23 protein-coding genes are annotated in these 24,567 nt (G+C 73.3%); 10 read left to right on the forward strand and 13 right to left on the reverse strand.

Annotation, left to right across the window (positions count from 1 at the left end; all coding sequences use genetic code 11):
- Window positions 1–31: 31 nt before the first annotated feature.
- On the forward strand, window positions 32–661 hold the full coding sequence (locus IEZ27_RS03420; RefSeq protein WP_189645816.1) for a TetR/AcrR family transcriptional regulator: 630 nt from the start codon (window positions 32–34) through the stop codon (window positions 659–661).
- A gap of 265 nt (window positions 662–926) precedes the next feature.
- Here IEZ27_RS03420 and IEZ27_RS03425 read toward each other — a convergent pair whose 3' ends face one another.
- Window positions 927–1,772, reverse strand: coding sequence for a helix-turn-helix transcriptional regulator (locus IEZ27_RS03425; protein ID WP_189645817.1), 846 nt, complete (start codon window positions 1,770–1,772; stop codon window positions 927–929).
- Window positions 1,773–1,876: 104 nt separating this feature from the next.
- On the opposite strand from IEZ27_RS03425, the gene IEZ27_RS03430 reads away from it, so the two are divergent.
- From IEZ27_RS03430 to IEZ27_RS03450, 5 genes are all read left to right on the forward strand, one after another.
- The gene (locus IEZ27_RS03430; RefSeq protein WP_189645818.1) at window positions 1,877–3,343 is read left to right on the forward strand and encodes an MFS transporter; all 1,467 of its coding nucleotides are present in this window, start codon (window positions 1,877–1,879) and stop codon (window positions 3,341–3,343) included.
- A 109-nt stretch (window positions 3,344–3,452) separates the two neighbouring features.
- Window positions 3,453–5,705, forward strand: a complete 2,253-nt coding sequence (locus IEZ27_RS03435; protein WP_189645819.1) for a helix-turn-helix domain-containing protein — start codon at window positions 3,453–3,455, stop codon at window positions 5,703–5,705.
- Window positions 5,706–5,904: 199 nt separating this feature from the next.
- The gene (locus IEZ27_RS03440; protein ID WP_189645820.1) at window positions 5,905–8,676 is read left to right on the forward strand and encodes a helix-turn-helix transcriptional regulator; all 2,772 of its coding nucleotides are present in this window, start codon (window positions 5,905–5,907) and stop codon (window positions 8,674–8,676) included.
- A 58-nt stretch (window positions 8,677–8,734) separates the two neighbouring features.
- Window positions 8,735–9,304 carry a Chromate resistance protein ChrB gene (locus IEZ27_RS03445; protein ID WP_189645958.1) on the forward strand — a complete coding sequence of 190 codons (570 nt, stop codon included), beginning with the start codon at window positions 8,735–8,737 and terminating at the stop codon, window positions 9,302–9,304.
- Entirely contained in the window at window positions 9,301–10,491 is a 1,191-nt protein-coding gene (locus IEZ27_RS03450; protein ID WP_189645821.1) for an MFS transporter, read from the forward strand. The genes IEZ27_RS03445 and IEZ27_RS03450 overlap by 4 nt, the downstream gene beginning before the upstream one ends.
- Here IEZ27_RS03450 and IEZ27_RS03455 read toward each other — a convergent pair.
- Window positions 10,439–11,788 (reverse strand): MFS transporter, encoded by a 1,350-nt coding sequence (locus tag IEZ27_RS03455; protein WP_189645822.1) that lies wholly within the window; start codon window positions 11,786–11,788, stop codon window positions 10,439–10,441. The genes IEZ27_RS03450 and IEZ27_RS03455 overlap by 53 nt on opposite strands.
- Before the next feature lie 52 nt (window positions 11,789–11,840).
- Window positions 11,841–12,626, reverse strand: coding sequence for an MBL fold metallo-hydrolase (locus IEZ27_RS03460; protein ID WP_189645823.1), 786 nt, complete (start codon window positions 12,624–12,626; stop codon window positions 11,841–11,843).
- Window positions 12,627–12,711: 85 nt separating this feature from the next.
- On the opposite strand from IEZ27_RS03460, the gene IEZ27_RS03465 reads away from it, so the two are divergent.
- Complete coding sequence (locus IEZ27_RS03465; RefSeq protein WP_229823168.1) at window positions 12,712–13,314, forward strand: CGNR zinc finger domain-containing protein; 603 nt, start codon at window positions 12,712–12,714, stop codon at window positions 13,312–13,314.
- An 84-nt stretch (window positions 13,315–13,398) separates the two neighbouring features.
- Window positions 13,399–13,596: a hypothetical protein gene (locus IEZ27_RS03470; RefSeq protein ID WP_189645825.1), complete on the forward strand. Its 198-nt coding sequence runs from the start codon at window positions 13,399–13,401 to the stop codon at window positions 13,594–13,596.
- Window positions 13,597–14,086: 490 nt separating this feature from the next.
- On the opposite strand, the gene IEZ27_RS03475 is transcribed toward IEZ27_RS03470, so the two are convergent.
- From IEZ27_RS03475 to IEZ27_RS03505, 7 genes are all read right to left on the reverse strand, one after another.
- Window positions 14,087–14,446: a nuclear transport factor 2 family protein gene (locus tag IEZ27_RS03475; protein ID WP_229823210.1), complete on the reverse strand. Its 360-nt coding sequence runs from the start codon at window positions 14,444–14,446 to the stop codon at window positions 14,087–14,089.
- A gap of 241 nt (window positions 14,447–14,687) precedes the next feature.
- The gene (locus IEZ27_RS03480) at window positions 14,688–15,233 is read right to left on the reverse strand and encodes an AAA family ATPase (RefSeq protein ID WP_189645826.1); all 546 of its coding nucleotides are present in this window, start codon (window positions 15,231–15,233) and stop codon (window positions 14,688–14,690) included.
- 430 nt (window positions 15,234–15,663) lie between these two features.
- Window positions 15,664–16,419, reverse strand: a complete 756-nt coding sequence (locus IEZ27_RS03485; RefSeq protein ID WP_189645827.1) for a CPBP family intramembrane glutamic endopeptidase — start codon at window positions 16,417–16,419, stop codon at window positions 15,664–15,666.
- Window positions 16,416–16,952 (reverse strand): PadR family transcriptional regulator, encoded by a 537-nt coding sequence (locus tag IEZ27_RS03490; RefSeq protein ID WP_189645828.1) that lies wholly within the window; start codon window positions 16,950–16,952, stop codon window positions 16,416–16,418. The genes IEZ27_RS03485 and IEZ27_RS03490 overlap by 4 nt, the downstream gene beginning before the upstream one ends.
- 464 nt (window positions 16,953–17,416) lie before the next feature.
- Entirely contained in the window at window positions 17,417–18,067 is a 651-nt protein-coding gene (locus IEZ27_RS03495) for a response regulator transcription factor (protein ID WP_189645829.1), read from the reverse strand.
- Complete coding sequence (locus IEZ27_RS03500; protein WP_189645830.1) at window positions 18,064–19,296, reverse strand: sensor histidine kinase; 1,233 nt, start codon at window positions 19,294–19,296, stop codon at window positions 18,064–18,066. The genes IEZ27_RS03495 and IEZ27_RS03500 overlap by 4 nt, the downstream gene beginning before the upstream one ends.
- A 41-nt stretch (window positions 19,297–19,337) precedes the next feature.
- Complete coding sequence (locus IEZ27_RS03505; protein ID WP_189645831.1) at window positions 19,338–20,315, reverse strand: hypothetical protein; 978 nt, start codon at window positions 20,313–20,315, stop codon at window positions 19,338–19,340.
- A 261-nt stretch (window positions 20,316–20,576) separates the two neighbouring features.
- Here IEZ27_RS03505 and IEZ27_RS03510 point away from each other — a divergent pair, with 261 nt between their 5' ends.
- Window positions 20,577–21,194, forward strand: coding sequence for a GNAT family N-acetyltransferase (locus IEZ27_RS03510; protein ID WP_189645832.1), 618 nt, complete (start codon window positions 20,577–20,579; stop codon window positions 21,192–21,194).
- Here IEZ27_RS03510 and IEZ27_RS03515 read toward each other — a convergent pair.
- Both IEZ27_RS03515 and IEZ27_RS03520 read right to left on the reverse strand, forming a co-directional pair.
- A complete protein-coding gene (locus tag IEZ27_RS03515; RefSeq protein ID WP_189645833.1) occupies window positions 21,120–21,944 on the reverse strand; it encodes an ABC transporter permease in 825 nt (274 codons plus the stop codon). The genes IEZ27_RS03510 and IEZ27_RS03515 overlap by 75 nt on opposite strands.
- A complete protein-coding gene (locus IEZ27_RS03520) occupies window positions 21,941–22,948 on the reverse strand; it encodes an ATP-binding cassette domain-containing protein (RefSeq protein WP_189645834.1) in 1,008 nt (335 codons plus the stop codon). The genes IEZ27_RS03515 and IEZ27_RS03520 overlap by 4 nt, the downstream gene beginning before the upstream one ends.
- Before the next feature lie 64 nt (window positions 22,949–23,012).
- Here IEZ27_RS03520 and IEZ27_RS03525 point away from each other — a divergent pair, with 64 nt between their 5' ends.
- Entirely contained in the window at window positions 23,013–23,627 is a 615-nt protein-coding gene (locus tag IEZ27_RS03525; RefSeq protein ID WP_189645835.1) for a TetR/AcrR family transcriptional regulator, read from the forward strand.
- Here IEZ27_RS03525 and IEZ27_RS03530 read toward each other — a convergent pair.
- Window positions 23,624–24,496 (reverse strand): helix-turn-helix domain-containing protein, encoded by an 873-nt coding sequence (locus IEZ27_RS03530; RefSeq protein ID WP_229823169.1) that lies wholly within the window; start codon window positions 24,494–24,496, stop codon window positions 23,624–23,626. The genes IEZ27_RS03525 and IEZ27_RS03530 overlap by 4 nt on opposite strands.
- Window positions 24,497–24,567: the final 71 nt, after the last annotated feature.

Below are 24,567 nucleotides of genomic sequence, written 5' to 3' on the forward strand. Positions count from 1 at the left end.
CCACTGCATTGATGCAGTTATAGTGCATTGCATGCCGGACCCCGTCAAGCGCGATCTGCGCGCCGCCCGCATCGCCGCCACCGAGGACAAGATCCTGGCCGCCGCCACCGAACTGTTCCTCCGGCACGGCTACGCCGCCACCACCCTGGCCGCCGTCGCGGAGCTGGCCCAGGTGGGCGACCGTACGGTCTACGTCCGCTTCGGCACCAAGGCCGCGCTGCTCAGACGCTGCGTCGATGTCGCCTTCGCCGGTGACAGCGCCGACGTCGACATCGCCGGCCGCGACTGGTACACCAGGGCCGGCACCGCCCCCACCGCCGAGCAGCGCATCGCCGCGCTGGCCGGCGGCAGCCGCGAGATGGCCGAACGCGCCGGCGACCTGCTGGCCGTCGCGCTGCAGGCCGCCGCCACCGAACCGGACCTGGCCGCCGCCTCCCACGCCGGCCGCCGGGCCACGCGCGACAACGTACGCGCCTTCTGGGACAAGATGGCCGCCGACGGGCTGCTGCCGCCCGGTCACGATCTTGACTGGCTGACCGACACCACCGCCGTACTCGTGCACGCCGAGACGTACCTGCTGGCCCGCGACATGATCGGCTGCGACCCCGGCCGCTACGAGGACTGGCTCACCACCACCCTCACCCGGCTGCTCACACCCTGACACCGGACGCCGACGTTTGGCGGGGCGCAGCCGGGAAGAGTGGGTGGGCATTCGTACTCGAGATCATCAGGAGGAGACACCTTGCCCCAGGACATGTGGAGCTACGGTTCCGACGTCTACGGCGACAAGACCCTGGACGTGGTCGGCTTCGACGTCGAGGCCACCGACGGCTCGATCGGGTCGGTGGACGAGGCCAGTCACGCCGTAGGCGACAAGGCCCCACGGCGTCCGCGACCGGCGGGCCCCGGCCTCCTTGTGGTCCTGCTCAGCGGTCGCGGAGGTGGTGGGTCAGGATCCGGAGGGCGTCGGCGGAGCTCGGGTCGGTCGGGGTGTAGAGCTCGACGCGATGGTCGGGGCTGTCGGGCTGGAGCCAGACCTGGTAGTCCACGCTCACGGCCCCCACGGTGGGATGCCGCAGGTGCATGGTGCCGACCGTGCAGTCGGCGACCTCGCCGACCGCCCACAACCTCGCGAACTCGTCGCTGCGCATCGTGAGCTCCCCGATCAGCTCCGCCAGGCGGGCGTCCGTGGGGAAGCGGCCCGCGGTGAGCCGGAGGTAGGCGACGTGGATGCGGGCTAGTTCGTCCCAGTTGTGGTGCAGGTCGCGGGAGAGCGGGTCGAGGAAGAACATCCTCGGTACGGACGGCCGGTCCGCCGGGTCCTCCGGCGCGTCGAAGGGGATGTGCTCGGCCATCAGCGCGTGACCCGTACGGTTCCACGCCAGCACGTCGCCCCTGCGGCCGAGCACGACCGCCGGCGTGGTGTCCCGCAGCGACTCCAGCAGCGCGAGAACCCTCGGATGGGGCTCCTCGACGGGCGGCCGGGAGAGCCGGGTGTTCGCGGACTGCCGGGCGAGGTTGTGCAGGTGGACGGTCTCGATCCGGTCGAGCAGCAACACCCGGGCGAGGGCGTCGAGCACCTGCTTGGACGCGGTCTCCGCCAGCCCCTGCTCCAGGCGCGTGTAGTAGCCCGCGCTCACCCCCGCGAGCTGGGCGAGCTCCTCGCGCCGCAGGCCGGGCACCCGGCGGGCGGTCCCGAAGGTACGCAGCCCGACCTCGACCGGCGTGACCCGATCGCGACGGCTCTTCAGAAACGCACCGAGACTTTCCATACCGTCGAGACTAGGCCCGCCGGACCGGTTCGTGGGTATACCTGCTGGGTGCACCCACAGCAGGGGGATGGCAGCCGGACGCGTACTGCCCGAGTGTCGGCCCCATGTCCCTACAGCACACGCACACTTCTCCGGGCCTGCGGGCCTGGCTCGGCCTTCTGGTGATCCTCGGACCCGTCCTGCTGGTCTCCATGGACGGGTCGATCCTGTTCCTGGCGATGCCCCGGATCAGCCAGGCGCTCACGCCGACCGCCGACCAGGCCCTGTGGACCCTCGACATCTACGGTTTCGCCGTCGGCTCCCTGCTGGTCGCGTTCGGCAACATCGGCGACCGGTACGGCCGCCTGCGGCTGCTCATGATCGGCGCCGCGGTCTTCGGCGTCGCATCGACGGCGGCGGCGTTCGCGCCCAGCGCCGAGCTGCTGATCGTCGCCCGCGCGGTGATGGGGGTGGCCGGGGCGACCCTGCTGCCGTCGGCGCTGGCCGTGCTGAGCGAGCTGTTCGCCGACCCGCGGCGGCGGGCGCAGGCCATCGGCGTCTTCGCGGCGGCGTTCGCGGCCGGGTTCGCGGCCGGACCGGTCGCCGGCGGCGTCCTGCTGGAACGGTTCTGGTGGGGTTCGGTCTTCCTGGTCAACCTGCCCGTCATCGCACTGTTCCTGATCTTCGCGCCGATCCTGCTGCGCGAGGTGCGCGTGACCCGGCCCGGCCGGATCGACGTGCCCAGCGTGGTGACCTCGGCGGCCGGTCTGCTGCTCGCGATCTACGGTCTCAAGCGCGCCGCCGCCGAAGGGTTGTCGGCCGTACCGGTCCTCGCGGGTCTGGCGGGGCTGGCGTTGCTGGCGTGGTTCGTACGCAGGCAGCGGGGGCTGGCGCAGCCGTTGATCGAGTTCTCGTTGTTCCGCGACCGCGTCTTCACGATGGCGATCGTCACCGGGCTGCTGCCGCTGGCGGCGTGGTCGGCGTCGGCGTACCTGGCGGGCGTCTACCTCCAGTCCGTCCTCGGCCTGCCCGTCCTGGGGGCGGCGCTGCTCGCGCTGCCCGGCGCGGTGGTGCTCACCGTCACCTGCGTCGTCACGCCCTTCGTGGTCGATCGTGTCGGCAAGCGGACCGCGCTCGTCGCCTGCCACCTCTTCATCGCGGCCGGCCTGCTGCTCCTGCTCCCGGTCGCGGTCACGGGCGGCGCCGGCTGGTACGTCGCCTCGACGGTCGTCGCGGGCGTCGGCTACGGCATCTCGTTCAGCGTGGTCGCCGACACCGCCGTCGGGGCCGTACCGGCGGAGCGGGCCGGGGCCGCCGGGGCGCTCGCGGAGACCAGCAACGAGATCGGCAACGCCCTCGGCATCGCGCTCCTCGGCTCGCTCGCCGCCCTGGTCTTCCGGCTCCAGGGGCCTGACCTGGCCCCCACCCTGGACGAGACCCTCCAGCTCCCCGGCCTCGCGCCCGCGATGGCCGCCGAGGCCAGGACCGCCTTCGTCGCCGGGCTGCGGGTGGTCGCCGCGGTGGCCGGCGTGCTGCACCTGGCGCTCGGCGTGCTCGCCCTGCGCCGGCTCCCCCGTTCGCGGGTGTCCTGAACAGAGAGACACGTCGCGCCGCGGGCCCGCCGGTGACGGGTCTCGTCGCAGCCGGTACGTTGGTCGCGCCGCCCTGCGGCCGGGGTGCGGGCGGCATGGAGGAGGACGGATGGCCGGTGCGTTCGGTCCGCTGCTACGCGACCTGCGGCAGTCCGCGGGGCTGACGATCGAGGAACTGTCCCACGCCTCCGGAGTGAGCGTACGAGCCATCGGCAACATGGAGCGCGGCAGGAGCCGCGGCCCGCAACAGCGCACGGTGGAGGCGCTGGCCGAGGCCCTGAGCCTCGGCGACGACCGGCGGACGGAGCTGGACGAGGCCGCGCGGGCCGGGCGACCGCGGCCGAGCGGCCCGCTGCCGGGCGCGTGCGAGCTGCCACGCGAGGCGGGTGACTTCACCGGCCGCGAGCCGGAGCTGGCGCTGCTGCGCCGGCTCGCCGGGCGGGCCGGGACCGGAGCCTCCGCGGTGGTGGCCACGATCTCCGGCACCGCCGGGATCGGGAAGACGGCCCTGGCCGTGCACGCGGCCGGCCTGCTGGCCGACCTGTTCCCGGACGGCCGCCTCTACGTGGACCTGCGCGGCATGGACAGCCTCCCGCCGGGCCCCGGGGCGGTGTTGTCGCGGCTGCTGAAAGCCCTGGGCGTGGCCGAGCAGCGGATCCCGGGCGACGAGGAGGAACGGGCCGGGTTCTACCGGGCGCTGCTGGCCGACCGGCGGTCCCTGGTCGTGCTGGACAACGCCGCCGACGAGGCGCAGGTGCGCCCGCTGCTGCCGGCGTCCGGCGCGGGCATGACGATCGTCACCAGCCGCCGTACGCTGGCCGGGCTCGAAGGGGTGCGGCAGATCCCGCTCGCGCAGTTGTCCGGCGAGGAGGCGGCCGGGCTGCTGCGCGCGATCGTCGGTGAGGAGCGCGGCCGGAGCGATCCCGGTGGCGTGGCCGAGCTGGCCAGGTTGTGCGGGAACCTGCCGCTGGCGGTGCGGATCACCGGCAACCGGCTGCAGAGCCGTCCGGCCTGGACGATCGGCCAGCTCGTTGAGCGGCTGGGCGACGAGGGGCGCCGGTTGGAGGCTCTGGCGGCCGGAGATCTCGCCGTGGCCGCCGCGTTCGCGTTGTCGTACCGGCAGTTGTCCGGCGCGGCGCGGGCCGCCTTCCGGCGGCTGGCGCTGGCGGCCGCGCCGGAGTTCGGGGTGCCGCTGGCCGCCGTGCTGGCCGAGGTGGACCTGGCCGAGGCCGAGGACACGCTGGAGGAGCTGGTCGAGCTGGGGCTGCTGCAGTCCCCGTACGCGGGTCGCCACCGCTTCCACGACCTGGTCCGCCTGTACGCCCGCGCCCGCCTGGAGCAGGAGGAATCCGCCGAGGCCCGGCAGAACGCACGGCTTCGCATGGAGACCTGGCTGCTGGAGATCGCGCTGATCGCAGGCCGCTGGTTCGAGCCCGACCATGGCGCCCCGCCCCCGGAGTGGCGCTCGCTGGTCCCGCTCGGCAGCCGCGAGGAGGCGAACGACTGGCTCCAGACGGAGGGTACGGCCTGGCTGGACGCCCTGCGCTCGGCGGCCCGGCGCGGCGAGCACGCCACGGTGGTCGAGGTGGCCGGGGCCATGTACTGGTACTCCGACCTGTGGAGGCGGTGGGAGCACTGGCGCGAGGTGTTCGAGTTGTCCTCCGGCGCGGCCCGGGCCATGGGCGACCGGGTCCAGGAGGCGGTGCAGCTCAACCAGCTGTCCTGGGCGCTGACCGTGTGCGAGGGCCGTACCGAGGAGGGGGAGCGTACCGCGCTGCGGGCGCTGGAGCTGGCCCGCGAGGCCGGTGACGTACGCAGGCAGGGATGGGCGCTGTTCTACGCCGGTTACGCCCTCCGGACCGACCCGGACAGCGTGGACCGCCTGCTCGACTACACCCGGCGTTCGGCCGACCTGCTCCTGGAGGCGGGTGACCTGGAGGGCTACCCCCAGGCCGTGACCAGCCACACCGGCGCGCTGCGACGGGCGGGTCTGGTGGCCGAGGCCGTCGAACGCAACCTCGCGCTGGTGGCCACGCTGCGCGACCCCGGCTACGGCGGCTCCACGGCCATCGTCAGCTACGCGCTCGGGGCCGCGCTGACCCATCTCGGCACCGACTACCTCGCCCTCGGACGCGGACCGGAGGCGGTGGACGCCTTCCGGCAGGCGCTGCCCGAGCTGCGCGCCTTCCCGATCGCCTCGACCCTGGCGCGTACCCAGCGCGGTCTCGGCGCGGCGCTGCGGCTGGCGGGGCGGCCCGAGGAGGCCCGGCAGGCACTGGCGGAGGCGCTGCGCCTGTTCGAGGAGTTCGGCGACACCGACCAGGCCGCCGAGGTACGCGAGGAACTCGACGGGATCGGCTGAAAGACCGGCGCCCGCCGCGTCCATGCGGTGTGCACGATCCGCCCGGCTATTTGTGCCTGCGGTTGTGCCTCGATCTCCGGTTTCCGGCTTGCTTTCATGGTCGTGCGTACCGACCCGTGCGCTGCTCCAGCTCTTCGTGGGAACGGTGACAGATGCGGAAGTCCTTGATCCCCTCCGGCCCGCCGGTGGGAACGGGCCGATGACCGGCGCGGACCCCCGGTGGCGGCTGCGCGGGCGGCAGATCGAGTGCGAGCTGCTCGACCGGTTCGTCGCGACCGTGCAGGACGGCCACAGCGCCGTACTGGTCCTGCGCGGCGAGGCCGGCATCGGCAGGACGGCCCTGCTGGAGTACGCCCGGGACAGCGCCTCCGGCTGCCGGGTCGCCTGGGCGGCCGGGGTGGAGTCGGAGACGGAGCTGGCCTTCGGCGGGCTGCACCAGCTCTGCGCCCCGTTCCTGGACCGCCTCCCCCGCCTGCCGGAGCCGCAGCGCGACGCGCTCGGCGTGGCGTTCGGGCTGAGCGCGGGCAGCGCGCCGGACCGCTTCCTGGTCGGGCTCGCGGTGCTCAACCTGCTGGCCGGCGCGGCCGAGAAGGAGCCGCTGGTCTGCCTCGTCGACGACGCCCAGTGGCTGGACGAGGTCTCCGCGCAGACCCTCGTCTTCGTGGCCCGCCGCCTGCTCGACGGCCCGGTCGGGCTGCTGATCGCGGTCCGCGAGCCCCACCTCGGACAGGAGCTGCGAGGGCTGCCGCAGCGTGAAGTCGCCCGCCTGAGCGACAACGACGCCCGCGCCCTGCTGGACTCGGCGACCCCCGGGCGCTTCGACGAGCCGGTACGGGACCGGATCGTCGCCGAGGCCCAGGGGAACCCGCTGGCCCTGCTCGACCTGCCACGCGGCCTGACCCCGGCCGAGCTGGCGGGCGGTTTCGGGCGGCCCGGCGCGGCGCCGCCGGCCGGCCGGACGGAGCTGGACTTCCTGCGGCGGCTCCAGGCGTTGCCGGCCGAGACGCGGCGGCTGCTGCTCATCGCGGCGGCCGAGCCGCTGGGCGACGTGAGCCTGCTGGCCCGCGCGGCGGAGCTGCTGAGCGTCGGCACGTCCGCCGCGGCCCCGGCGGAGGCCGCGGGGCTGATCGGCATCGGGACCCGGGTGCGCTTCCGCCACCCGCTGGTGCGCTCGGCGGCCTACCGCGCGGCCACCCCCGAGGAGCAGCAGAACGTCCACCGCGCGCTGGCCGAGGCGACCGATCCGCACGCCGATCCCGAGCGCCGGGTGTGGCACCTGGCCGCCGCGACGGCCGCCCCCGACGAGACGGTCGCCGCCGAGCTGGAACGCCGCGCCGGCCGGGCGCAGGCGCGCGGCGGCGTCGCGGCGGCGGCCGCGTTCCTGGAGCGGGCGGCCGAGCTGACCCCCGATCCGGCCCGTCGCGGCCCCAGGGCGCTGGCCGCCGCCCGCGCCAAGTACCGTGCCGGCGGCTACGACACCGCCCTCGAACTGCTGGACGCGGCCGAGCTCAGCCCCCTGGACGAACACGACCTGGCCCGGTCCGGCCTGCTGCGCGGCCAGATCGTGTTCGCCTCCACGAGCGCCGGCACGGCGTTGCCGCTGCTGCTCGAAGCCGCCAGGCGGCTCGAACCGCTGGACCCCGGGCCGGCCCGCGAGGGTTACCGCGACGCCATGCACGCCGCCGTGACCGCCGGCCGCCTGCCGGGCGTCCCCGCGCTGCCGGACATCGCGAGGGCCGCGCTCGCCGTACCGGCCGGCCCGCCGCCGCGGCGTAATGACCGGTTCCTGAACGCCGTGGCCATGGGGGTCGTCGAGGACGACCCGGCGGGGGCGCAGGAGGTGTTGCGGGCGCTGCGCGGCTTCCACACCGAGGAGCTCTCCGCGGAAGAGGGCCTGAGCTGGCTGCCGCTCGCGTGCCGCGTGGCGCACAACGTCTGGGACTTCGACGGCTGGACGGCGCTCTCGACCCGGCTGGTCGACCTGGCCCGCGAGACGGGGGCGCTGTCGGTGTTGCCGACGGCTCTGCACATGCTCGTGTCGAACCGGGCACTCGCCGGCGACCTTGTCGGCGCCGACGAGCTGCTGGCCGAGGCGGTGACGGTCGGCGAGGCGACGGGCAGCCGCTTCCTCGCCCAGTACGCGGCCCTGGTGCTGGAGCCCTGGAAGGGCCGCCCGGCCACGACGAACCGGGCGATCGAGGCGGTCACCCGCGAGGTGGCCCTGCGAGGCGAGGGCAAGGTCGTCACCGCCACCCACTGGGCGAGCGCGGTGCTCCACAACGGCCTGGGCCGCTACGAGGAGGCGTACGTGGCCGCCGAACGCGGCGCCGAGCATCCGAGGGAGCTGGGCGGGGCGTACATCAGGTCGCTGGTCGAGCTGGTCGAGGCCGCGGCCAGGAGCGGCCGGGCGGCCCGCGCCGCCGAGGCCGCGCGGCGGCTCGACGAGCTGGCGCAGGCCGGCGGCACCGACTGGGGCCTCGGCACCTCGGCGAGCGTACGCGCCCAGGTGAGCGAGGGACCGGCCGCCGAGGCACTGTACCGGGAGGCGGTCGAACGGCTCGAACGCACCGAGGCCCGCCTGGTCCAGGCCCGCGCCCGCCTGCTGTACGGCGAGTGGCTGCGCCGGGAGAACCGCCGCGTCGACGCCCGCGAGCAGCTCGGCGCCGCCTGCGAGATGTTCGGCCGGATGGGCGCCGAGGCGTTCGCCGAACGGGCCCGCCGCGAGCTCCAGGCCACCGGCGAGAAGATCCGCAGGCGGCCCGCCGAGGCGACCGGCACGCTCACCCCGCAGGAGGCGCAGATCGCGCGGCTGGCGGGCGACGGGCTGACCAATCCCGAGATCGGCGCCCAGCTCTTCATCAGCCCGCACACGGTCGAATGGCACCTGCGGAAGGTGTTCATGAAGCTCGGCATCGTCTCCCGCAAACAGATCCGGCCCTCGCTCCTGAAGAGCGCGGCCGCCATGGCCTGATCGCGACCGCCCCTCCCTGGCTGATGTAACACGTGCTACATTCGCCGATGTGGCTGACATGCAACAGGCCGGTCGCTGGCTCGTTCTGGTGATCAAGGTTCCCGCGGAGCCGTCCCGGCATCGGGTGGCGGTGTGGCGGGAGCTGCGCAAGATCGGCGCGCTCTCGCTCGGGCAGGGCGTGTGGGCCGTACCGGACGTACCGGTCTTCGCCGCCGGCGTCGCCCGCGCGACGACGCTCACCGAGCAGGCCGGCGGCCAGTTCATGACGCTGGTCGCGACCGGGCGCGGCACGCAGGACGCCGACCGCCTGCGGGCGCTGTTCGGCGCGGCCCGGTCCGCCGACTGGGTGGAGTTCCTGGCCGACTGCGGCGCGTTCGAGGAGGAGCTGGCCAAGGAGATCCGCATCGGCAAGCTCACCATGGCCGAGCTGGAGGAGGAGGAGCAGTCGCTGGAGCGGCTGCGCCGCTGGCACCGCGACCTGACGGCCCGGGACGTCTTCGGCGCCCCGGAGGCCGCCAAGGCGTCGGAACGGCTGCGCGAGTGCGCCGCGGCCTGCGAGGACTTCGCCGAACGGGTTTTCGCCGCCCTCCACGAGATGCCCCACCAGCCGCCGCAGGACGCCCGATGACCCGCCCGGCGCCCGCCGCCGCACCGGCCCGGCAGATGTGGCCCCTGTACGCGGCCGGGTTCACCACCGCGTTCGGCGCGCACGGCATCGCCGCCAACCTCGGCGGGTTCTCCGCCGACGCGGTCACCTCGCTGCTCGTCCTCGGCGGCCTGCTGGCCCTCTACGACGGCGTCGAGGTGCTGCTCAAGCCGCTGTTCGGCAGCCTGGCCGACCGGATCGGCGCCCGTCCGCTGCTGCTGGGCGGCCTGGTGGCCTTCGCGGTCGCCTCCGGCCTGTACGTCGTCGCCGACAGCCCCGGATGGTTGTGGGCCGCCCGCCTGGGCCAGGGCGCGGCGGCCTCGGCGTTCTCCCCGTCGGCCTCGGCGCTGGTGGCCAGGCTCAACCCGGCGGCCAAGCTCGGCCGGGCCTTCGGCGGCTACGGCTTCTGGAAGTCGATCGGCTACACCCTCGGCCCGCTGCTGGGCGGCGTGCTGGTGTGGGCCGGTGGGCTGCGGCTGCTGTTCGCGGTCCTGACGGTGCTGGGCGCGGCGGTCGCCGTATGGGCCGCGCTGGCCGTTCCCGTCGTGCCGCCGCTGCCCAAGGCCCGCCAGACGGTGCTGGACCTGGCGCGGCGCCTGGCCGACCCGGCCTTCCTCGTCCCGACCGCCGCGCTGGCCGCGGTCACCGCCGCGCTGTCGGTCGGCGTGGGCTTCCTGCCCGTGTCCGGCAGGGCCGCCGGTCTCGGCACGGTCGCGACCGGCGCGGCGGTCTCGGTCCTGGCGGCGTGCGCGGCGATCGTCCAGCCCAGGGCCGGACGGGCGCTCGACGCGGGGCGTCTGAGCATCCGTACCGGCCTGCCGGCCGGGCTGCTGATCACCGCGGCCGGGCTGGCCTGCGCCACGCTGCCCGGACTGGCCGGCATCCTGTCGGCCGCCGTGCTGATCGGCGCCGGGACCGGGCTCATCACGCCGCTCGGGTTCGCCGCCCTCGCCGCCCGTACGCCCGCCGAGCGTATGGGCCAGACCATGGGCGCGGCCGAGCTGGGCCGCGAGCTCGGCGACGCGGGCGGCCCGCTGCTCGTCGCCGGCGTCGCCACCCTGGCCTCGCTCGCCTACGGCTACGCCGTGCTCGCGGCCCTGGTCGCCGTGGGCCCCCTCATCGCCCTCGCGCTGCGCCGCCGTCCGGCCCAGGAGCCGCCCCGCGTCTGACGGCGAGGACCACCGGCACGATCGCCAGCGCCAGCACACCCCCGCCGACGGCCAGTACGGAGTAACCGGCGGCGGCGACCAGCAGGCCGGAGGCCAGGCCGCCCACCGCGCCCGCGACGGCCACGGCGACGTCCACCAGGCCCTGAACCCTGGCACGGCCGGCCAGCGGGACGGCGTCGGTGACGATCGCGGTGCCGCTGATGAGGCCGAGGTTCCAGCCCAGGCCCAGCAGCGCCAGGGCCACCGCGATCGCCGCGACGGAGTCGCCCGGCGCGTACGCCGCCATGATCCCGGCGGCCAGCAGGGTCAGCGCCGAGGCGACGGCGATCGTACGGCGGCCGTACCGGTCGACGAGCCAGCCGCTCAGGGGCGAGGGCAGGTACATCGCCGCGATGTGGACGCCGATGACGAGGCCGGAGGCGCCGGTCCCGTTGCCGTGATCGTGCATGTGGACGGGCGTCATCGTCATGATCGCGACCATGACCAGCTGGGTGCACACCATGACCAGCACGCCCGCGAGCACACCCGGGGACCGTTCTCCGGCCGTCGATCCAGGACGGGCCTCGCCCTTCCCATCGGCGCGTCCGGCCTCCAGGGCGCGGGCCAGCAGCAGCGGATCCGGGCGCAGCCAGACGGCCAGCACCAGGGCGGCCACCGCGTAGGCGGCCCCGGCCAGCAGGAACGGCCCGGCCAGGTACGGGATGCCGAGGCCGTGCGCGAGGTCGCCGGTGACGCCGGCCAGGCCGGGGCCGAGCACGCCGCCCATGGTGGTGGCCACCAGCACCGTGGACACCGCGCGGGCGCGGCCGGCGGAGGTCGCCAGGTCGGCTCCCGCGTACCGGGCCTGGAGGTTGGTGGCCACACCGGCGCCGTAGACGAACATCGCGGCGAACAGCAGTACCGGTGAGCCGGCGACGGCGGCGGCGACGACGCCCACGCTCCCGACGGCGCCTGCCAGATATCCGGCCGCGAGGCCGGGACGGCGTCCGCGCGCCTGGGAGACCCGCCCGACGGCGACGGCCGCCAGCGCGGAACCGGCGGTGGACAGCGCGCTCACCACCCCAGTGAGGCTGGTGGAGCCGAGCATGTCCTGCGCGAGCAGCGCGCCGACGGTCACCCCGGCCGCCAGCCCGGCGCCGCTGAGCACCTGGGCGGCGACCAGGACGATCAGGACGCGACGCTGCGCCCGAAGGCGCGTCAGACCCTCGTTTCCGCCGGGCGCGCCGGCCGTCACGACCGCACCCCCCGGGCCGGGCGCGCCGGTCGTCACGTGCGGCCCTTTCCGGCCGGTCGTCATGTACGCCCTCTTCGCGCCGGGCGCGGCCGGGCCGGATCGGGGCGGCCGTGCCTCATCCCCGGTCACCCAGGTCCAGGCGGTCGCCCAGCCCCGCCTCGGCGAACGCGGCCACCAGGTCGTCACGTCCCTCGGTGAAGTGCGCCCAGCTGTCGTGGTGGACGGGGACGACGCGGCGGGCGCCGAGAATGCGGGCGGCCTCGGCGGCCTGCGCGCTGTCGAGGACGATCAGCGCGTTGTCGAACAGGATGGGGAACCGGGGAGCCCCGGCGAAGAGGACGGCGACGTCCACCGGGCCGAAGCGCCCGGCGATCTCCCTGACCGCGTCGAGCGAGGCGTTGTCGCCGCTGACGTAGACAGTGGGCAGCCCCTCCCCCGTCAGGACGAACCCGACGACCTGCCCGGTTACCGGCTCGACCTCCTCACGGGCGCCGGGCCCGTGCACGGCCGGGGCGCCCGTTACGGTGATCACGTCGCCGCCGGGCCGCTCCAGCTCGACCGGCTCCCAGTCGGCCAGCCCCCTGGTCCCGTCGCCCAGGCGCCGCGCGGCGTCCGGCGTGGTCAGGACGAGCGGGACCTCGCGCAGCAGGTTCCGGCCGGCGTCGTCGAGGTGGTCCGGGTGGTCGTGCGAGAGCAGGACCACGTCGATACGGCCGAGGCCGTCGGGCGTCGCGGCGGGGGGCTCCGTCTTGGTCAGCCGGCCGCCCGGCACGTCGTAGACGCCGGGAGCGTCGAAGGTCGGGTCGATCAGGAAACGCAGGCCGCCGTACTCGAAGAGCACGGTCGGGCCGCCGAGGACGCGGATGGGGAGCAGGTCAGGGCCGGTACGCGTGTCAGCCATCATTACCTCACGGATGGGAAGCGGTTTATCCGTGAAGGACGGTAGCGGTGTCTCACGGATGAATGCAAGCCGTACCATGAGAGGTATGAGCGATCCCCTGACGGCCGAGCCCGCGCTGCCGCCCGCGCCGGGGGCGGAGGACTACGTCGCCATCGACTTCGTGAACAGCGCCGTCGCGCTTCCCGGAGGACACTTCAGCGACCTCCTCGGCACCCCCGGAGCGACGAACCGGTGGCTCACCGAACACGGCCTGGCCCCGGCCGACGCAGGCGTGCGGGAGATGTGCGCCACGCAGCTGCGCTCACTGCGCGAGCACCTCAGATCGTTGTTCGCCTCCCGCGTCGACGGGCTGCCCCCCTTGCCCTCGGCCCTGTCCGCCGTCAACGACGCGCTGAGCAGGGCCCCTTCGGCCGCCCTGCTCCAATGGGACGAGAAACACGGCCCCTACCGCGCGGCGCCGTGCCCCACCAACGAGATCCTCGACCGCGCTCTGGCGACCCTCGCCGCCAACGCGGCCGACCTGCTGACCGGCTCCGACGCCGACCGCCTCACCGCGTGCGGGTCCAGCCCGTGCAACCGCTACCTGCTGCGCCACGGCCGCCGCCACTGGTGCTCGGTCCGCTGCGGCGACCGCGCCCGCGCCGCCCGCGCCTACGCCCGCCGCTCCGGCGAGCCGGGGAGTGCATGACAGGAGCCGTTCAGGTCGTGCGAGGGGCCGATCCGTATGACCGACGGCATGCCGACCACCGAACTCTGCTGGCGGGAATGACCCGTGTTCCGCCGTCCCGGCCGCCTGGTCGCCCTGGCCGTCGCGGCCCTCGTCGTCATCGGGACGGCCCTGCTGGGCGCGCTCATCGAGGCGCGGGTGTTCGTGGGCGTCGCCCTGGTCCTGGCGCTCAGCGCCGTCCTCGCATCGGGCTCGGCGTGTGGCTGCGCCGGGGCACGGCGGCCTTCGCCGTACAGCCGATGATGGTGGAGTATCCGCAGGTGACCGTCCATTACGTGCCGTGGTGCCGCCGTCGTCCCCGCCCGGCGCAGGGCCGGCCAGGCCGTGGCCACCGCGTACGCGCCCAGCACGGCGAGCCCGGCCCACTCGGGCAGCGGGAAGCACCCCCGCCGACCGGCCTTCGAGGAGGCTGAGTGCTGACTTTGGGGGGCTTCTTCGCCTGTTAGTGATCCGTGATGCCCCGGAGCCGTGGGGCCGCGATTCTTACCAGCAGGCCAGGTTGGCCGAACCTGGCCACAAGCCCTCACGGCAAGCCCGAGCTGCCAGCAGATGCGGACGCCGCAGTCCACGCCGGATCAGACAAGACGATGCGCCCGCGCAGGCTCCGGACGACCGCGCCGGAGATCATTTCACCAGTTCAGAGACACCTTCTGATCCCCGCCGCGGCGGGGATGTGGTGGCTGACGGACAGATCCAGGGCCGGTAGACGGACATCGGGAGCGTGTCGGCTATGTCAATCGGTCGTGCCGGCGTGCACGGCGATGATTCGCCAGCCGTGTGTCTCGTCGTACAGCCACGTACGGGTGTAGCGCATCCTGGCCGCGAACGGCGCCCCGGAGACGGTCCCTTCGACGGTGCCGAGAAACCACGTCACCCCGGTGCGCCCATCGGCGAGCACGGTCAACTCCTCCTCGGCCACCCTCGTCACCACCTGCGTCCGAGTGCGGTGCAGCTCCAGGTCGTCCGCCTTGGTCGCAACGTTCGCACCGAAGGTAAAGATCAGCCGATCATCCAGCAGCCGATCCAGCGCCTCGACATCTCCGGCGAGCTGCGCGGCCTGAAGTCGGCGCTCGGCGTCCCGCAAGTCCTCCATCATGAGGCCCACCCTCCCAGTCGGCGCCGTATCCGCGCCAGGACGTTCACGCTCGGCTGATCCTCGCAGTCCGATCCAGGGACTCCGATCGCCGGTGAGTGGGTGTCAGGTTCAGAAGGCTTCCCGACAGGCCGTCGAAGTGTTGCTCGGCGGCCCAGAAAGCCGGCCTCGGCATCGCAGGCCGCCTGGACCATGCCGAGAGCCCCCTGCGCGACAGCTAAATTCGCGCATTCAGGCCCAGCTAGGACACCGCATGGCCCAGCGCGGCAAGGACCGCGCCCAGTCGGCCGTCCAGCGATCCGCTGAGCTCCAGCACCGGGATGGACTCCCAGGCGCTCAGCGGGTCGTCATAGACCAGGTCCAGCAGCGCATCATTCACCCGCGAGCGAAGCACGCGCATCTCCGCAGCCGGCAACGCCCGCTCCGTCTCCGCTGTGACCGGCGTAACGATCAGCAGGTCAAGGCCCGCAAAGGCGGCCCGGAGCCCTGCGGTTCCGGCCTCGCCCGAGGGGTCGGCGCCAATCGCGGCCATGTACGCGAGGTAGTCCAGTGGTGTCCGGTCAAAGACAACCCCGGCCGCCGACAGCGGCGAGGTCATACTCTGCACCGAGCGCGCGAACATGGCCCGGTAGTCCTCCAAGGACGGCGGGAACCCGAACTCGTACCCCTCTTCCTCAAGCAGGTAGTACGGCTCGTCGACCGCCACGTGGCCCGGCAGGTGCTCACACAGCGCCTCGGCCAGCGTCGTCTTCCCTGTCCCGTGCGCGCCGGAGATTCCGACTCTCATCCGCGGCTCCCCGCTTCCTGTAAAGGCTGCCGCGGCGATTCTACGGCCACCGAAGATCTCTCCCGCGGGGTTGGCTCTCAGGAACAAAGCCAAGATCGCTAAAGAGGATTGAAGACACCCTCAAACAACCTGGCCTACGCCTACCGGGACGTGGCCCACGTGCACGCGCACCTGAGCGCCGCACTCCTCCCGGTGCTCGGAACTGGGGAATATCGGAACAGCCATTAGCGGTCCCGGCGAGTAACAGGGCGCTGACCTGCGCGTCGGTCCCGCTCGGCCGCTGGGTTTCGGCGGCAGGCCGCCACGCGGTTCGTAGGACCGGATTACCAGTGACGCGTCTCGGCAGAGCGTGAGATGTGTTCGGTCAACCCAGTGACCGGCGGGTACCGCCGACGGCTGTCCCGCCGTTCCTCAACCCCCACCTCGACCGCTACCGAGGCACGCCGAGCCGCCCTCTGGTCACGGTCACGGCCACGACCGCGAGCGCCGCCAGGCCCAGGGCCGCCGGCCAGGTGCTCGTGACGGTCGTCCCCGCCAGGAAGAGCGCCCAGTTGACGCCGTTGTGCCCGAGGATGGCCACCGCCATGCTCCCCTGCGACCCGTTGACCAGCCACGCCAGTACGATCGACAGCGCGACCGTCAGCACCAGGTAGGCGACGAGCTGCCCGGCGTCGCTCCTCGCGGTGTCCCACTCGCGGGTCAGGAAGAGCGGCACGTGCCAGAAGCAGTGGATCACCCCGAGCACCGACGCGGCGGCGAGCGGATGCAGCCTTCGCTGGAGCAGGGGCAGCGCCACGCCGCGCCAGCCGGGCTCCTCCTGGACCGGCCCGCCGATCAGGTAGACGACGTAGGTGACGGCGGCCGCCGCCCCGATCTGCACGGTGTACCCCACGGCGACCGCGAAGGGGATCACCGCGAGAGCGAGGACGTACCAGCCGGGATGCGCCCGCCACCGCAGCAGCCGCCGCCACCCGGAAGGCCCCTCGACCACGCGGGTGACCACGATCGCCGCCGCGAACGGACCGGCGAACAGGCCGAGCTGATTGACGCCCGCGATCGCCGGGAGCGAGAGCTCGTACGGCAGAAGCCCCACCCCGCTCTGCGACAGCCACCACGGACTCCAGCCGATCCAGGAGCCCAGGTAGGCCATGGCTAAGAAGGCGAGCAGCGGATACCGCTTGATCATCGTTCTCCCCCGAGGTCGTCGAGCACGGATCGCCAGAAGGCGAGGTTGGCGCGCACGGTCGCTCTCCCCCAGGTGAGCACCCGCAGATGGCTCGGCTGGACGCCGCCGAGCCCAGGCTGTTCGAGGAAGCGCAACGTCCCGGAGAGCTCTTCGACCCGTCGGCGGGCGAGGGGTTCGATGAGCTCGGGGGCGGCGTCCATGAAGAAGAGCTTGAGCATCGCCGGGTCGCGGTGCTGCGACGCCTCGGCCGGCTCCCCGAGCCAGCGCACGAGCTCCTCGCGCCCGGCATCGGTGACGGCGAACGTCCGCCGCCTGCGGCCGGTCTCCTCCTGCGTCGCGGAGACCAGGCCGAGCGTGACCAGGCGCTGTGGCTCCGCGTAGAGCTGCGAGCGGGGGACCTGCCAGAAGAACGCGACGGAGAGCTCGACGTTGCGCCGCAGCTCGTAGGAGGTCTGGGGGCCTGCGGTCACCAGCAGGCCGAGGACGATGAAGGTGATGGGCCGTAACGAACCGTCCGAATCGGATGGTGGCATGCCCTCACACTAACTCCGGAACGGCCGCCCCGGACGCCTCCAGCGTCCAACCACCGGCACCGCCGGGAGTGCCCCCCTTGAACGGCGAATTCCAGCGGGCGTCGCAACACGGTGGTCAACTATTGGCGCTGAGAAGCACGGCGAGACGCTTGGCCGGTGGTGCGCCGCCGCACCCGCTCACCGTCAGCGCCAGTACGGTCACCAGCCCGGCCATGCCTCTCGCACCATCTATAGCTCCAGAGGCGAGCACCTTGCCATCGGGCCTGGATGTCACTGATTCCATGGAGTTGGTGTGGCCAGTGAGCGGGACTGCGATCTGTTCCTGGGGGGCAGGTCAGTGATCGCATCGCGCTCGGAGGGTTGGCGGGAAGTCCCAGCCGGGATTTGCGCCAGTACAGGACCCGACGCCGACTCCCCGTCGACCTCACCCCAGGGGCCTGGACGCGATGTGCGTGAGTCGGCGCCTAACGATCGCCCGGAGTGACAACGCCGGATTCGTACGCCAGGACCACCGCCTGGACCCGGTCGCGCAGCCCGAGCTTCGTCAGGATGCGCCCCACGTGGGTCTTGACCGTGGTCTCCGACAAGAACAACTCGACCCCGATCTCGGCGTTGGACGCGCCTCCGGCCAGGCTGAGGAACACTTCACGCTCACGCTCCGTGAGCACCTTGAGCACGGCGTCCGGGTCGGTGTCGGCCTTCGCGACGAGCCGCCCGATGAGCCGGCGGGTCGTGGCGGGCGCGATGATCGAGTCACCCCGGTGCACGTGCCGGATCGCAGCGATGATCTCCTCACCCGGCGCGTCCTTCAGCATGAACCCGCTCGCACCGGCGCGCAGCGCGGCCAGGGCGTGCTCGTCGAGATCGAACGTGGTCAACACCAGCACCTTCGGCGGGTCGTCCAGCCGCTGGATCTCCCTGGTGGCGATGACACCGTCCATTCGGGGCATACGGATGTCCATCACCACCACGTCGACGTGCCGCGACTCCGGCGCCGACAGGGCCGACAGCGCCGACAGGCCGTCAGCGGCCTCGGCGACCACCTCCATGTCGGGCTGGGACCTGACGACCATGGTCAGGCCGTTGCGCAGCAGCTCCTGATCGTCGACGATCATGATCCGGATGATGGGAGACTCCTCGGCTCATAAGGCAGGGTGGCCGACAGTTCGAAGCCGGCGCCGGAGCGTCTGCCGGCCTCCAGGGTGCCTCCCACCATGCTGAGACGTTCGCGCATCCCGGTCAGCCCGACGCCGGCCTCTCCGGCGGGCGGGCCGGCGCCGTCGTTCGTGATGGTGATGTGCAGTCTGTCCGCGCGCCAGGCCAGCGTCATGCCGGCGGCGGCCGTCGCCCCCGCGTGTTTGATCACGTTGGTCAGTCCCTCTTGGATGACACGATAGGCGGTCAGGTCGACGGCGGGGCGCAGCGGCCGGGCGTCCCCGACCTCCTGTACGGCGAGCCGGACGCCAGTGTCGCGTACCTGGTCGAGCAGGTCGGAGAGATCGCCGAGGCCCGGTTGCGGAGTGGTGCCGCCGTCGGCGCGCAGCACGCCCAGGAGCCCGCGCATGTCGCGCAGGGCCTCGCGCCCGACCCCGGCGATGGTGGCGAACACGTCCGCCCCGGGCGAGCCCGGGTCGGACAGCCTGCCACCTTCCGCCTGGCTGACCATGACGGCGAGCGAGTGGGACACCACGTCGTGCATCTCGCGGCTGATGCGGTCGCGCTCCGCCCGCGCCGCCTCCTGCCGCTCCCGCGTACGGTCGGCCTCTGCGCGCTCGGCCTTCGCTCTGAGCTCGGACAGGAACAACACCCGGATCCGGCTGAGGCGGCCCAGCGACCATAGGCACGCCGCCGCGGCGACCAGGCCGACCGACAGCCCGATCCGCCAGGCGACCAGCTCGTAGGAGCCCGACGAGCCGCCCCATGAGGCCGGATTCCACAGACGCGCGAGGACCAGGGCCACACCCGTCAGGGCGACACCCAGACAGGCCAGGCTGGGCAGCAGGTCGAGCCGGCCGCAGACCGTGTAGAGCAGCAGCCCGAAGACGAGCGTGCTCGGCAGCAGCACCGCCGGATAGTAGGCGCCGCCCGGGTCATGCAGGGGCGGTAGTGCCACCAGCAGCAACATCGCCGCGGCGGCCAGGCCGTACGCCACCAGCGGGCGCAGCCGACGCGGAACGACGCACCCGTGCAGCACCAGCAGGCCGAGACCCGCGAGCAGGCGGAGCGGCAGAGGACTGTCCGAGGCCCGGAGCAGGCTCAACGAGACCAGGCCGAGCGGCAGGAAGAGCAGGACCGCGAGCAGGGCATCGGTGCTCACCTGATGCCGGTCGAGAAACGAGTCCACCGCGGCATCGGAAGATGACGGGGACTCTCGCACGCCCACCATTATGGTCGGTGTGCGTGAACGAGGTGCCGGCGGCGGGAGAGGTACGACAGCGCGGCCACCGCCAGAGCCGCACCCCACAGCGGCCACAACATCTCCGGCAGCCAGGCCCCCAGTTCGGTGTTCGCCCCCGCAGGGCCGACCTGCTCGCCGGTGAGCTTCTTGCGGACGTACATCAGTCCGGCGGAGGTGACGGGGAGGGAGACGGCCAGAGCCGAGCAGGCCGGGAGCTTCGCCGGAATCGCACGCCCGCGCAGGAACGGCACCCAGCGCGGCCAGATCTCACCCCACGGCCGGACCAAGCCGAAGGTCAGGACCGCACCGATGAGACCGAGCGTGCTGAGACCGGCGCCGATCGGGGTGATCTCGGCGATGTGGGCCAGGAACTGGTCGCTGATCCCGACAGGCACGCCCAGCAGCCAGCCGAAGCGGGTGACGGCGTAGACGACGGGGACGGCGACCGCGACGGCGGTCGCGTACTGCCCGACCCGTAGCGCGCGGGCGGCGCTACCGGGCCGCCCGGCCCCTGCGATCAGCGCGCGCGTCCCCAGGAGCATCAGGCTGACGCCGGCCGCCATCAGGATGAGCAGGTTGACGCTCGGCCACGTGAGCATGGTCGCGATCATCGAGAACTCAGCCTGACCGGCGAGCGCGGCGACCAGCATCACCGGCAGATAACCAGCGGTCATCATGATGCGCACGTCAGGCAGGAGCACCGCCAGGCCGGCGCCGAGCGCGACGGCCACGACGGCGGGGGCCCGGTTGAGCGGACCTCTGCCGGCGAGCACGGCGAGGACGCCGGCCACCAGCGCCGACACCGCGAGCACGGCCCCGCCGGCTGCCGCCGGAAGAGGGTCGAGCAGGGTGTTGCCCGCGCCCGTACGGCCGGCGTCGAAGGGATATGCGGGCCCTCCGACAGCCCAGAGCAGGCCGAAGGGCAGATAGCTCACCGACCAGACGGCGACGATCAGGGTCGGCACGATTGTGGGACGGTTTCGTAGGGAAGAGGCGTTCACCTGGCCCACTCTGCTGCCGTGGGAGTGCCCCGCACATCGTCACCGGGTCTCGGCCGGCTCCTCCGGAGGTCGCGACGGCGTCGTCCCGAAGGATGACGCCCGACCGTCCGGTCGGCGAGAGCGGGGCGCCCCAAGCTGGAAGGCCCGTGCTGTGGGTCAGCGGGCTTCTCGAAGGCCCCCCTGACGGGACGAACCGCCCGTCCCGGGCTCTGGCATCATCACCGGATGACCCAGTTGACGACCGCCCGCCTGCTCCTGCGCCGCCCGGACGAGAACGACCTCGACGCCTTCGCCGCCATGAACGCCGACCCCGAGGTCATGCGGTACATCGGCGACGGTTCCGTGCTGCCTCCGGAGCGGGCCGCGGCCGGGATCGCCCGCGCCCGGCAGGAATGGGACGAACGCGGCCACGGCCTGCTCTCGGTGGTCGTCCGGGAGACCGGCAGGACGGCCGGCTGGGTCGCCCTGGCGGTGCCCGCGTTCCTGCCCGAGGTCCTGCCCGCCGTGGAGATCGGCTGGCGGTTCGGACGCCCCCACTGGGGACACGGCTACGCCACCGAGGCGGCGCGGCGGCTGCTGCGGTTCGGGTTCACCGAATGCGGTCTCGACCGGGTCGTCAGCATCCGTCACGTGGACAACGACCGGTCCCGGCGGGTGATGGACAAGCTGGGCCTGCGGTTCGCGTTCGAGACCGTGGTGCCCGCCCACGGGCGGCCCGTCGCGGTGCACGAGATCACCGAGGCCGAACACCGCGCGCTCGGCGACGCCTCATCCGCGCCTGCCGTACAGGTGGAGGACGAGCGGCGCGCACACGACGGTGACGGCGGCGGTCGCGACGAGTGACCAGGTGACGGCCGCGCCGGTGCCGCCGGCGTGGTTCATCAGGCCCCTGGCCGCGGTGGCGACGTGGCTGAGCGGGTTGACCTCGACGAAGGCCCGCAGCCAGCCGGGCATGGTCTCGGGCCGGACGAAGACGTTGCTGGCGAACGACAGCGGCATGAGCACGACGTTCGCGATGCTGATGACCACGGCCTGGTCGGGCACGATCAGGGCGACCGCGGCCCACAGCAGGGACAGCGAGAGCCCGAAGGCGACGACCAGCGCCACCGCGGCGAGCACCCCCGTGATCCCGCCGGCCGGCCGATAGCCCATGACCAGCCCGAGCAGCACCACGACGGCCGACGCGAACAGGTAGCGGACGGCGTCGCTGAGCAGCCCGCCGAGCACGAACGCGCCGCGCCACACCGACAGGGAACGGAAACGGTCGAAGGCCCCGGTCGTGACGTCCTTGGCCAGGCGGGCGCCGCCGTACATGGTGACGATGGCGATGCTCATGCTGAGCGTGCCCGGCAGGAGGAGCGTGAGGTAGTCGCCGGTCGAGCCGCTGACCGCGCCGCCGAACAGGTAGGTGAACAGCACGGTGAACAGGATCGGGATGGCGATCGAGTCCACGAGCTGTTTGGGGTCGTGCTTGATCTTGAGGAGGGCCCGCAGGGCGAAGGTAGCCGAGGCGGTGAGCGCTCCGGCGCGGCGGCGCGGCCGGGGCGCGGTGAGCAGGACGTCGATCCGGTAGGGCTGGGCCGTGGTGCTCATGCGGGCACGTCCTCGTGGTCGGGGGTGGCCAGGTGGCCGGTCAGGGCGAGGAACGCCTCGTCCAGGCTGGGCTGGCCGAGGGTGATCTCGGCGATGCCCACCTGGGCCTCGGCGAGGCGGGTCATGGCGTGCCCGACCAGCCGTCCCACGTCGGCCGCGCCGGCCGGGGCGGGCAGGAGCACGGACAGGGCGAGCGGATCGGCGGCGAGGCGGACCGTACCGTCCAGGGCGTCGGCCAGCACCTGCCGGGCCCGCGCGCGCTGCCCGCCGTCGAGGAGGCGCAGGTGCAGCGCGCCCGAGCCGACCCGCGACTTGAGCTGGGCGCTGGTGCCCTCGGCCACGATCCGGCCGCGGTCGATGACGGCGATCTGCTCGGCGAGCTGGTCGGCCTCCTCCAGGTATTGGGTGGTGAGCAACACCGTGGTGCCGGCCGTAGCGACCTGGCGGACCAGCTCCCACACCTGGCCGCGGCTGCGCGGGTCGAGCCCGGTGGTCGGCTCGTCGAGGAACAGCAGGTCGGGCGGCACGATCAGGCCGGCCGCGATGTCCAGCCTGCGTCGCATCCCGCCCGAGTAGCCGCCCACCGGGCGGCCGGCCGGGCCGGTCAGGTCGAAGGCGGCCAGCAGGTCGTCGGCGCGCCGCCGGCCGGCCGCGCGGGACAGGCCGTGGAGGCGGCCGAGGATGATCAGGTTCTCGTGGCCGGTCAGGTCCTCGTCCAGGGCTGCGTACTGGCCGGTCACGGAGACGCGGGCCCGGATCGCCTCGCGCTCGCCGGTCAGGTCGTGGCCGAGGACGCGGGCGGTGCCGCCGTCGGGGCGGGTCAGGGTGGCCAGGATGCGGATCGTGGTGGTCTTGCCCGCGCCGTTGGGCCCGAGGAAGCCGAACACCTGGCCGCGCCGGACCGTGAGGTCGATCCCGTCCAGTGCCCGGTGCTCGCCGTAGATCTTGACCAGTCCGTACGCCTCGATCGCCGGACGGCTCTCGTCCGAGCTGTTCTTTGACATGCCGTAAGACTTAAGTATCTCTTACGCGCTGTCAAGGTTATTGCGGCGGGATATCATCGGCGCGATGGTTGACGCACACACCGCCACCCGGCCCCGCCGCCGGCGCTCGGACGCCCGGCGCAGCATCGACGCGATCCTCGACGCGGCCCGCGTCGTCCTCGGCGAGCGCCCCGACGCCAGCATGGAAGAGATCGCCACCACCGCGAACGTCACCCGCCAGACCGTCTACGCGCACTTCCCCTCGCGCGACGCCCTGATGGCGGCCCTCATCGAGGTCGCCGCCGCGGAGTACGCCGCCCTGCTCGACGCGGCCGCACTCGACACCGCGCCGCCCCCCGACGCGCTGGCCGGGTTCCTCGACGCCGGCTGGCGGTTCCTGCGCCGCCATCCCCTCCTGCTCGACCTAACCGTGGGCCGGGTCCACCGGCCCGAGGGCGACGACCCCCACGACGTCGTGCCGCCACGGCTCGAACGCCTCATCCGGCGCGGCCAGCACACCGGCGACTTCGACCCGGTGCCCCCGGCCGCCTGGCTCGCCGCCGCCGTCATCGGTCTCCAGCACGCCGCCGCGGAGGAGATCTCCGAAGGCCGCCTGGCTCCCCCCGAGGCGGCGGCCCTGTGCCTGCGCAGCGCGCTGCGCCTGTGCGGCAGTGGCGACCGCCCCGCCGCGGGCGGTTAGGCGCCGATCGGCACGGCCGCGCTCCGGGCCCGCGTGAACGGCCAGGCGACGTCGTCCACCGCGAGGAACGGCGACAGCGCGATCGCGCCCGGGGTCGTCCCGGTGAAGGTCATGACGTCCCTGTGCAGGTGGGACTGGTCGGCGTAACCGCTCTCCACCGCCACCGTCGCGGCCCGCTGACCGGCGGCCAGGCGGTGGGCCGCGTGGTCGAAGCGGATGAGCTGGGCGACCCGCTTCGGGGTCAGCCCGACCTGCGCGCGGAACCGGGACCACAGGCGTTTACGGCTCCAGCCGGTCTCGGCGACGAGCCGTTCGACGCGCACCCGCCCCCGGCTGGCCACCATCCGCCTCCACGAGAAGGCGACCTCCGGATCGACGGCCCGGCCCGCGTCACCCCGGCGGGCCAGCACGTCCTCGGCGATCGCGAACCGGTCCTCCCACGACCCGGCGGCCCGCAGCCGCTCCTGGATCCGTACGGCCTCGCGTCCCCACAGGTCGTCGAGGGTGACCACCGTCCCGCCCAGTTCGGAGGAGGCGCCCAGGACCGCGTGCGCGACCATCGGGGACAGCCGCAGCTGGAGGCATTCGGAGCTTCCGGCCAGTCCCCGCCCGCGGGCCTGGTCGGGAGCCAGCCCGGCGACGACCCGTTCGCGCTGCCGCGTACCGCGGCCGTCCTCGATGACGAAGGGCTCGTCGCCGAAGTCGAAGAGCACCGTGATCGCGGGATGCGGGACGAGGACGAGGTCGAGGAACTCGTTCGCGTGATCGCTGAACCCCGCCATGACGACCCCGGGCAACCGGCCGGGCCTCGACGGGACGGTGATCTCCCATCGGGGCACCCCCGCGCGGACCGGCTCGACTGATCGCACTCCCGACATGTTACGAGCCACTTCACAATCCTCGCAGAGCGCCGCCCCTGACGGGCGCGCCAGGTCAGACG

It is taken from the genome of Nonomuraea spiralis (genome assembly GCF_014648435.1).
GTDB lineage: Bacteria > Actinomycetota > Actinomycetes > Streptosporangiales > Streptosporangiaceae > Nonomuraea > Nonomuraea spiralis.